At 69.2% G+C, this 8,812-nt stretch carries 7 protein-coding genes; 2 read left to right on the top strand and 5 right to left on the bottom strand.

The window, feature by feature from the left end:
- Positions 1-219 precede the first annotated feature (219 nt).
- From ACWGDX_RS01700 to acnA, 5 genes are all read right to left on the bottom strand, one after another.
- Positions 220-1,542, bottom strand: coding sequence for a sensor histidine kinase (locus ACWGDX_RS01700; protein ID WP_453621160.1), 1,323 nt, complete (start codon positions 1,540-1,542; stop codon positions 220-222).
- Between the two features lies 1 nt (position 1,543).
- Positions 1,544-2,197 carry a response regulator transcription factor gene (locus ACWGDX_RS01695; protein WP_453621158.1) on the bottom strand — a complete coding sequence of 218 codons (654 nt, stop codon included), beginning with the start codon at positions 2,195-2,197 and terminating at the stop codon, positions 1,544-1,546.
- Positions 2,198-2,327: 130 nt separating this feature from the next.
- Positions 2,328-2,981, bottom strand: a complete 654-nt coding sequence (locus ACWGDX_RS01690) for a response regulator transcription factor (RefSeq protein WP_453621156.1) — start codon at positions 2,979-2,981, stop codon at positions 2,328-2,330.
- A 147-nt stretch (positions 2,982-3,128) separates the two neighbouring features.
- Positions 3,129-3,323 carry a hypothetical protein gene (locus ACWGDX_RS01685; protein WP_453621154.1) on the bottom strand — a complete coding sequence of 65 codons (195 nt, stop codon included), beginning with the start codon at positions 3,321-3,323 and terminating at the stop codon, positions 3,129-3,131.
- Positions 3,324-3,598: 275 nt separating this feature from the next.
- Entirely contained in the window at positions 3,599-6,313 is a 2,715-nt protein-coding gene (gene acnA, locus ACWGDX_RS01680) for an aconitate hydratase AcnA (RefSeq protein WP_453621152.1), read from the bottom strand.
- Between the two features lie 412 nt (positions 6,314-6,725).
- Here acnA and ACWGDX_RS01675 point away from each other — a divergent pair, with 412 nt between their 5' ends.
- Positions 6,726-7,535: a leucine-rich repeat domain-containing protein gene (locus tag ACWGDX_RS01675; RefSeq protein ID WP_453621150.1), complete on the top strand. Its 810-nt coding sequence runs from the start codon at positions 6,726-6,728 to the stop codon at positions 7,533-7,535.
- Between the two features lie 543 nt (positions 7,536-8,078).
- Positions 8,079-8,684 (top strand): superoxide dismutase family protein, encoded by a 606-nt coding sequence (locus ACWGDX_RS01670; RefSeq protein ID WP_453621423.1) that lies wholly within the window; start codon positions 8,079-8,081, stop codon positions 8,682-8,684.
- Positions 8,685-8,812 lie beyond the last annotated feature (128 nt).

Here is an 8,812-nt window from a genome sequence, read left to right as displayed (position 1 = left end):
ATCTAGGCCTAACCCCTATTCCCTCTCCATGGGCATGCAGCTGCCCAATGCACCATTTCGCAGGAAACGCAAGGAAAGAGCTTCCGCTCGGAAAGCTCCTGGGAATCCCCACCCGTGGACCGAAAATCCCGGTGAAACGTCGTCAGAGCCCGTTCACGACCGGGGCCGGTCAATCAAGACAATACCTATCGGACGGTGTCGTCCAACCCGCCGTTCTGGTCACTTGGACGCGGTGGCCGCGCGCGGCTGTGGCCAACCCTCGTATCGCTCCCCGGCCTTGACAAGGAGGGGAAAGGAGACCTCGACGACGAGTCCGCCGCCCGGCCTGGCGCGGGCGGTGAGGGTGGCGTCGTGGGCGGCGGCGATGGCGCGGACGATCGACAGGCCGAGGCCGTGGTGGCCGTCGCCGGCGGTGCGGTACATGCGCTGGAACGGTTCGAAGAGCTGGTCGACCCGGTCCTTGGGGACCTCGGGGCCGGTGTTGGAGACCGTGAGGACGGCGCGCCGGTCGTGGCGCCGCACGGTGATGTCCACGGTCCCGTCGGGAACGTTGTAGTAGGCCGCGTTGTGGACGAGGTTGGCGACCAGCCGCTCCAGGAGCGCGCTGTCGCCGGCGACCGGCGTCGGCTCGGTGCGGTCCTCGATCCGTACGCCGTGCCGCAGGGGCTCCGGAAGCTGGGTGAGCAGCACGGACTCGTTGATCTCGGCCAGGTCGACGGGCTCGGTCCGTTCCACGCCCCGTTCGCTGACGGCCAGGGTGAGGAGGGATTCCAGCAGGGCTCCCTGGTGGGTGCTGATCCGCAGCAGGCGCTCGAAGTTCTCGCGGAACGACTCGGCGGTGGCGTCGCGGTCGAGGAGGGACTCCTCCAGGAGGGCGCGTTCCACGGTGAGCGGGGTGCGCAGCTCGTGGGCGGCGTTGGCGACAAAGCGCTTGTGGGACTCCAGGGCTGCTTCGAGCCTGGCGAGGAGCCCGTCGATGCTGTCGGCGAGTTCGCTGATCTCGTCGCGGGGGCCCGCGACGGCGAGGCGCTCGTGCACGTTGCTGGCGGAGATCCGGGCGATGCCGGCGTTGAGGGTGCGCATGGGCCGGAGCACGCGCCGGGCCAGGAGCCAGCTGAGCACGATGGAGATCGCCGCCATTATGGCGAGGGCGGTGCCGGACTGCACGAGGAGGTCGTGCATCTGGACGTCGTGCAGATGCTCGGTCTGCCTGCGCAGTTGGTCGTTGAGCCACACGGTGAGGTCCTGCCCGGATCCCGGGCCTGGCCGGATGACGGTCCCCGGTGATGAACCGCCTCCCGGTAGCCCTTCGTCGTGTACGGCGGTGACGACGCTGCGGGTGGGGCGGTTGACGAGCAGATAGGTGATGCTGAGCAGGACCGCGCCGGAGGCGATGAACAGCAGCCCGAAGAGCATGGCGAAGCGGACCCGGACCCGGCGGGGCGTGAGGGGGCGGATCAGGGCTCGCACCCAGGCGGCGCCGGGGCCGCTCAGCCAGCCGTGGGCGCGAACTCGGACGCGGGCCATGAGGGTTGTTGCCATGTCAGATCCGGTAGCCCTCTCCGGGCACGGTCTGGATCACGGAGCGGTCGACGAGTTTGGTCCGGAGCCGGTTGACCGTGGCCTTGACGGTGGTGGTGCCGGGGTCGATGACCTCGTCCCACACCTTGGCGAGCAGCTCGTCGGCCGGGACGGTCCGTCCCTCGGCGCCGAGCAGGTAGGCGAGCACGCCGAACTCCTTCGCGGTGAGAGGAAGTTGGGTGCCGGCGTGGCTGGCGGTACGGCGGGCGGGGTCGAGCAGGAGGGAGCCGCGGGCAAGGACGGGTTCCCGCACGGGGTGAGCGCGGCGGCCGAGGGCGCGGGTGCGGGCGAGGAGTTCGGCCCAGGCGAAGGGCTTGGGGAGGTAGTCGTCCGCGCCGAGGCCGAGGCCCTCGACCCGGTCGGCGACGGAGGCGGAGGCGGTGAGCATGAGCACCTTGGTGCGGACGCCCTCGGCGGTGAGCTCGGCGCAGACCTCGTCACCGTGCACGTCGGGGAGGTCGCGGTCGAGGACGACCACGTCGTAGTCGACGTCGATGGCGAGGTCGAGCGCGGTCCTCCCGTCGTAGGCGGTGTCCACCGCAAGGCCCTCGCGGCGGAACACCCTGGTGATCGAGTCCGCGAGTTCCGTATGGTCCTCAACCACCAGTACCCTCATCGCTCCCCCTACGAGACACACGTCACGGACCTGAGGCTCCCCCACCCCGGGTCACACCCGGGTTACTCCCCTCACAGGCTGGCGCACCGTCACCCGCCTGGCAACAACGGCCGTCCCGCGGTCGCGCCCGTCAGATCCGGTAACCGACGTGCGGGAGCGTCTCGATGACCGGCGGATCGCCGAGCTTCCGGCGCAGTCGGCTGACGGTGACCTTGACGGTGTTGCTGAACGGGTCGGCGTCCCGGTCCCAGGCCCGTTCCAGCAGTTCCTCGGCGGATACGACGGCACCGCCGGCGGCGAGCAGCACCTCCAGGACGGCCATCTCCTTCGGCGACAGGTCCAGCTTGCGTCCGCCGCGGAGCGCGGTACGGCGGGCGGAGTCGAGCTCGATGTCGCCGCGGACGAGGACGGGAGGCACGGCGGGCTGATCGCGTCTGTCCAACGCCTGGACACGGGCGATGAGTTCGGCGAAGGAGAAGGGCTTGGCAAGGTAGTCGTCCGCGCCGAGGTCGAGGCCGTCGACGCGTTCGGCGAGGGTGCCGGCGGCGGTGAGCATCAGGACGCGGGACGGGCTGCCCTGCCGGACGAGCGCACGGCAGATGTCGTCACCGTGCACGAGCGGCAGGTCACGGTCCAGGACGACGACGTCGTAGGCCCCGCTCGACGCCCGGCTCAGCCCCTGCTCGCCGTCGTGCGCGAGTTCGACCTCCATGGCATGCCGACGCAGCCCCCTCGCGATGCTCTCCGCGAGATCCTTGTGGTCCTCCACGATCAGTACGCGCATGACCCAACTCTGGCAACAGGAGGGTCACTTAGGGGTAACAAGGGACGTAAGCGGGCTCATCGCGGTCGTGGCCTCCGACACGGACCACTCGGTGCGGGACCGGACAGTCACGGACGCGGACACCAACAGGCGCTCCCGCGGTGGTGGTTACAGCCGGCAGCCGGGCGTTGTCGGTGCTGGGTGGCAGCATCGGGCGCGGTCGGCCTGGCCGGTCATCTCGGCGGCGGCGCAGGCGGCCTGACCGTGCAGGATCGTGGTCAGGTGGCCGGCGACCCACGCTTCGGCCTCGGCCGTGCCGGGCTTGTGGAAGCAGTGCGCCGCGCCCCAGCGGTACTCCGCCACGTGCACAAGGCCGAGAAGGACGTGCAGGCCGATGCGTCGGTCGGCGGCCTGCTGCGATGTGCCGCAGCCGCGTCGTTCACCACACGCTCGCGAGGACAGAGGAGCCCCGCACCTGGTACCAGGTGCGGGGCTCTTCGTCGTCGTAGGATGCGCGGCTCCGCTCCGGGAACAGATCGCGTGCGGCCATGGTCGCAGGCGCGTCTTCCGCCCCGTCAGCGCGAGTGCCCCGCCCCCCGCGCGCGAGATGCGGGGGCAGGGCGCTCGTTCACATCAGGTCAAGAACTGACAAGTTGGCGCAGCACGTACTGCATGATCCCGCCGTTGCGGTAGTAGTCCGCCTCGCCCGGGGTGTCGATGCGGACCACCGCGTCGAACTCCACGCCCGTGTCCGTGGTGACCTTGACCGTGCGGGGGGTGGTGCCGTTGTTCAGTTCCGTGACGCCGGTGAAGGAGAAGGTCTCCTCGCCCGTCAGGCCCAGGGCCTCCGCCGAGGCGCCCTCGGGGTACTGGAGCGGGAGGACGCCCATGCCGATCAGGTTCGAGCGGTGGATGCGCTCGTACGACTCGGCGATGACGGCCTTCACGCCCAGCAGCGCCGTGCCCTTCGCGGCCCAGTCGCGGGACGAGCCCGAGCCGTACTCCTTGCCCGCCAGGACGACCAGCGGGGTGCCGGCGGCCTGGTAGTTCTGGGAGGCGTCGTAGATGAAGGAGACCGGGGCGCCCTCGACGGTGAAGTCGCGGGTGAAGCCGCCCTCCGTGCCCGGCGCGATCTGGTTGCGCAGCCGGATGTTGGCGAAGGTGCCGCGGATCATCACCTCGTGGTTGCCACGGCGGGAGCCGTACGAGTTGAAGTCGCGCCGCTCGACGCCGTGCTCCGTGAGGTACGTGCCGGCCGGGGTGTCGGCCTTGATCGCACCGGCCGGGGAGATGTGGTCCGTGGTGACCGAGTCGCCCAGCTTGGCGAGCACACGCGCGCCGGCGATGTCCTCGACCGGGCTGGTCTCCATCGTCATGCCCTCGAAGTACGGGGGCTTGCGGACATAGGTGGACCGCGGGTCCCACTCGAAGGTGTTGCCGGTCGGGATCGGCAGCGCCTGCCACTGCGCGTCGCCCGCGAAGACGTCCTGGTAGGACTTGTTGAACATGTCCTCGCCGATGGCGTTGGCCACGACATCGTTGACCTCGGCCTCGGTGGGCCAGATGTCCGCGAGGTAGACGGGCTTGCCGTCCTGGTCGATACCCAGGGCGTCCTTGGTGATGTCCACCTTCATCGAGCCGGCGAGGGCGTACGCGACGACCAGCGGCGGGGACGCCAGGTAGTTCATCTTGACGTCGGGGTTGATCCGGCCCTCGAAGTTGCGGTTGCCGGAGAGCACCGAAGCGACCGCGAGATCGTGCTCGTTGACCGCCTTGGAGACCTCCTCGGGCAGCGGGCCCGAGTTGCCGATGCAGGTGGTGCAGCCGTAGCCGACGAGGTTGAAGCCGACCTTGTCGAGGTACGGGGTCAGACCCGCCTTGTCGAAGTAGTCGGTGACGACCTTCGAACCGGGGGCGAGGGTGGTCTTGACCCAGGGCTTGCGGGTCAGGCCCTTCTCGACCGCCTTCTTGGCCACCAGCGCGGCGGCGACCATGACATACGGGTTCGAGGTGTTGGTGCAGGAGGTGATCGCGGCGACGACCACGGCGCCGTGGTCGATCTCGTACGTCGAGCCGTCGGGGGCCGTGACCGATGTCGGCCGCGTCGGTACGCCGTCGGCGGAGGCCGGGGCGTCGGAGGCCGGGAAGGACTCCTTGCCCGCCTCCTCGTCCTCGGACACGTAGTTGCGTACGTCCTCGGTGAACTTCTGCTTGGCCTCGGCCAGGACGATACGGTCCTGGGGGCGCTTCGGGCCCGCGATGGACGGGACGACCGTGGCGAGGTCCAGCTGCAGCTTCTCGGAGAAGTCGGGCTCGGCGGCCGGGTCGAGCCAGAGGCCCTGCTCCTTGGCGTACGCCTCGACGAGCGCGACCTGCTGGTCGCTGCGGCCGGTCAGCCGCAGATACTTCAGCGTCTCGTCGTCGATCGGGAAGATCGCGGCGGTGGAGCCGAACTCCGGCGACATGTTGCCGATGGTGGCGCGGTTGGCGAGGGAGGTGGCGGCGACGCCCTCACCGTAGAACTCGACGAACTTGCCGACGACGCCGTGCTTGCGCAGCATCTCGGTGATCGTGAGGACGAGGTCGGTCGCGGTGGTGCCGGCGGGCAGCTCACCGGTCAGCTTGAAGCCGACGACACGCGGGATGAGCATCGAGACGGGCTGGCCGAGCATCGCGGCCTCGGCCTCGATACCGCCGACGCCCCAGCCGAGCACACCGAGGCCGTTGACCATGGTGGTGTGCGAGTCGGTGCCGACGAGGGTGTCGGGGTACGCCTGGCCGCCCCGGACCATGACCGTACGGGCCAGGTGCTCGATATTGACCTGGTGGACGATGCCGGTGCCGGGCGGGACGACCTTGAACTCGTCGAACGCGGTCTGGCCCCAGCGCAGGAACTGGTAACGCTCCCTGTTGCGGCCGTACTCCAGCTCCACGTTCTGCGCGAAGGCCTCCGCCGTACCGAACTTGTCGGCGATGACGGAGTGGTCGATGACCAGCTCTGCGGGCGCCAGCGGGTTGATCTTCGCCGGGTCGCCGCCCAGTTCCTTCACGGCCTCGCGCATGGTGGCGAGGTCCACGACACAGGGCACGCCGGTGAAGTCCTGCATGATCACGCGTGCCGGGGTGAACTGGATCTCCTGGCTCGGCTGCGCCTGGGAGTCCCAGCCGCCGAGCGCGCGGATGTGGTCGGCGGTGATGTTCGCGCCGTCCTCGGTGCGGAGCAGGTTCTCCAGCAGCACCTTCAGGCTGTATGGGAGGCGCGCGGAGCCCTCGACCTTGTCCAGCTTGAAGATCTCGTACGACTCGTCGCCCACGCGCAGCGTGCTGCGGGCGTCGAAGCTGTTCGCCGACACGACAGTCTCCTTCATCAATGTGCGCGTACTACCGCGCCTGTACCTCTATGTGCGGCCTACCGCCGCGTGGTGCCGCCACGACCCTCGCCGATCCGCTAAGGTAAGGCTTGGTTAGGTAACCCTTACCGAGTGGCGGCCGCGGTACGCCTCGGGCAGATATCTCGATGTCGAGATAACTCTAGTACATGACCGCTGCCGGGTCATGCGCGGGCTCGGTGACCGCTCTGGACGACCACGACGTCTCAGTGTCCTACTCCTCCATCAACGTCTGCTTCCGGTCCCGTCCGCATGCGGAACGTCACGCAATTCCCCATCAGCAGCGTCAGCTTCCCCACGCAAGCATTCGCCCCCGAGTCTCTCGCGCGCGCATAGTCACTGAAGCGGCCCTCAGCAACCTCCGTATCTTGGTGCCATGACGGACGCGGAAGAACCGAAGCTCTACGTGAACCGCTGGGGCGACACATCAGATCCAGCCCCGGAGCGGCAGGGGCCCCGCCAGGACGCGTGCTCGTGCTTCGACCAGTCCAGGCCACGCCCGCGAGCCCGCGTCGGATTCCACACCGAACGGCAGGACACCTCTGCCCCGGGCTGGCAACACCTGCTGGAGCTGGTCGATGAGGCCGCCGCCGACGGGCGCGAAGAGTTCCGCCCCCTCACCGAGCTGAGCCCGGAAGAGCGGCGGCAGGTCATCACCCTGCCGCCGAGCATCGCCAGGCTGACGGCGGTCAAACACCTGGTCCTCTACGGCAGCAACTTGGTCCGCATCCCGCCCGAGATCGGATCCATGACCAGCCTGGAGGAGTTCACCCCATACACCTCATACCGACTTCACTGGTTCCCCTACGAGATCACCCGATGCCAGAAGCTGAACCGCAGCACAGTGAGCACGCGCGCATTGTTCGGCAACGAGAAGCTGCGGCCACCCTTCCCAAGGCTTCAGCCTGCCCAGGACTCCGTGGCGGACCTCGATCTGGAGAACCTGGATCCCCGGCAATGGGGCATCACCGCCATCCATCGCTGCGGTGTCTGCAACCATCCGATCGCACAGAGCGGATTCCATCAGGTATGGATCTCGCTACGCGTGGCCACCGACGTGCTTCCTCTGCTGGTCAGCGCCTGCTCGTCGGCATGTATCGCCGAACTGCCCGACGGTGCGGAGGGCTACATCCCCACACCCCACTCAGGCGGTCGAGTCGCTCAGCCGGCGTCCGACTGGGACTGACCAGCCGACGGGACCGCCAACGCCGCGGCCGATCTCACGTGATCGTTTGCCAACCAACTCAGTCGTGGCAGGTCAGCGCGATCCAGGCGACTGACTTCAGTGTCAAAGGACATCGGCTCTCCCGCCGGGCCGTCGTACGCTGTCGCGTCACCCGCCCGGAGGATCCGGTCCGCCGGACCGGTCGCCGGGCGGGAGCGGACGTGCCGCACGAGGCGTGCCCGTCGAGCCGTTCCCGGCGGACCCTCCTCGGATACCGGGAGATGATCACTCTCGAATGCCGCCGATGTGTCCCGGAGCTAATCTGGCGCTGTCCGAGTCGCCGGCGCGGAACGCCCAGTCGTGGCCACCGCCTCGGCGCACCCGACGCTTCACTGCACCGAACGCCTTAACCGCGTGGCGCGGACTCGCCATGCGACACGGCGGGACCGCCGCCGTCCACCACCCTGGACTCCTCAACATCACCGTCGAAGGAGACCGCTCGTGAGGACTCATCGCAAGGCGTCCGCGGCCCTTGCCGTCACCGCCGCGCTCGTGATGCCGGCCATGACCACCACGGCATTCGCGCGGGACGGCTCCGACCTGGTCGAGGCAGGGGGGTGGTTCGCACAGGTCTCCGCCCTCCAGCTCTCGAACGCGCTGACGTACGACGTGACGAAGGTGCCCGTGGGCTCCCGCGTCTCCGTCGTCCAGCAGGGCAGCGAGAAGGGCGGCGGGCAGGGCAGCGGGCAGGGCCGTGAGCACGCCGGGGATCAGGCCGGGGAGCAGGCCGGCGGGGCGATCACCACGGTCCGGCTCAGGGTGAGCGGTCTGCTCCCGGACCGTATGTACGGCGCGCATGTGCACACCGGGCCGTGCGGCCGGACCCCGGAGGCCGCGGGGCCGCACTACCAGAACGTCGAGGACCCGCAGCAGCCGTCCACCGACCCCGCCTACGCGAACCCGGAGAACGAGGTCTGGCTGGACTTCACCACCGACGCCGAGGGCCAGGGCGCCGCCGAGTCCCGGCACGACTGGCGCTTCCGGCCGGGCGGGGCGCGTTCCGTGGTCATCCATGAGCACCACACCTCGACGTCCCCCGGTCAGGCGGGGACTGCGGGGGCACGGCTCGCCTGTCTCACCGTGCCCTTCGAACCGTCCGCCGGCGAGTGAGCTGATACGTCCCGGTCGTGTACGTCCCGGTCGTGCCGGAGCGGCGTTCGGCGTTCGTATCCGTACGAGACGCCGCCCGGCACCCGGTCCCGGTGCGCGGGCCGACATACTTGGTCCAGGACCGGAGC

The organism is Streptomyces sp. NPDC055025 (genome assembly GCF_053608565.1).
Note: the sequence above shows the minus strand (reverse complement) of the source record. Positions and strands in the feature narration are given on the sequence as shown.

Excerpts from the sequence above, each read along its gene's own strand:
- ACWGDX_RS01675 (WP_453621150.1), top strand. The coding sequence starts at position 6,726 with ATGACGGACGCGGAAGAACCGAAGCTCTACGTGAACCGCTGGGGCGAC.
- ACWGDX_RS01700 (WP_453621160.1), bottom strand. The coding sequence starts at position 1,542 with ATGGCAACAACCCTCATGGCCCGCGTCCGAGTTCGCGCCCACGGCTGG.
- ACWGDX_RS01670 (WP_453621423.1), top strand. The coding sequence starts at position 8,079 with ATGACCACCACGGCATTCGCGCGGGACGGCTCCGACCTGGTCGAGGCA.
- ACWGDX_RS01695 (WP_453621158.1), bottom strand. The coding sequence starts at position 2,197 with ATGAGGGTACTGGTGGTTGAGGACCATACGGAACTCGCGGACTCGATC.
- ACWGDX_RS01690 (WP_453621156.1), bottom strand. The coding sequence starts at position 2,981 with ATGCGCGTACTGATCGTGGAGGACCACAAGGATCTCGCGGAGAGCATC.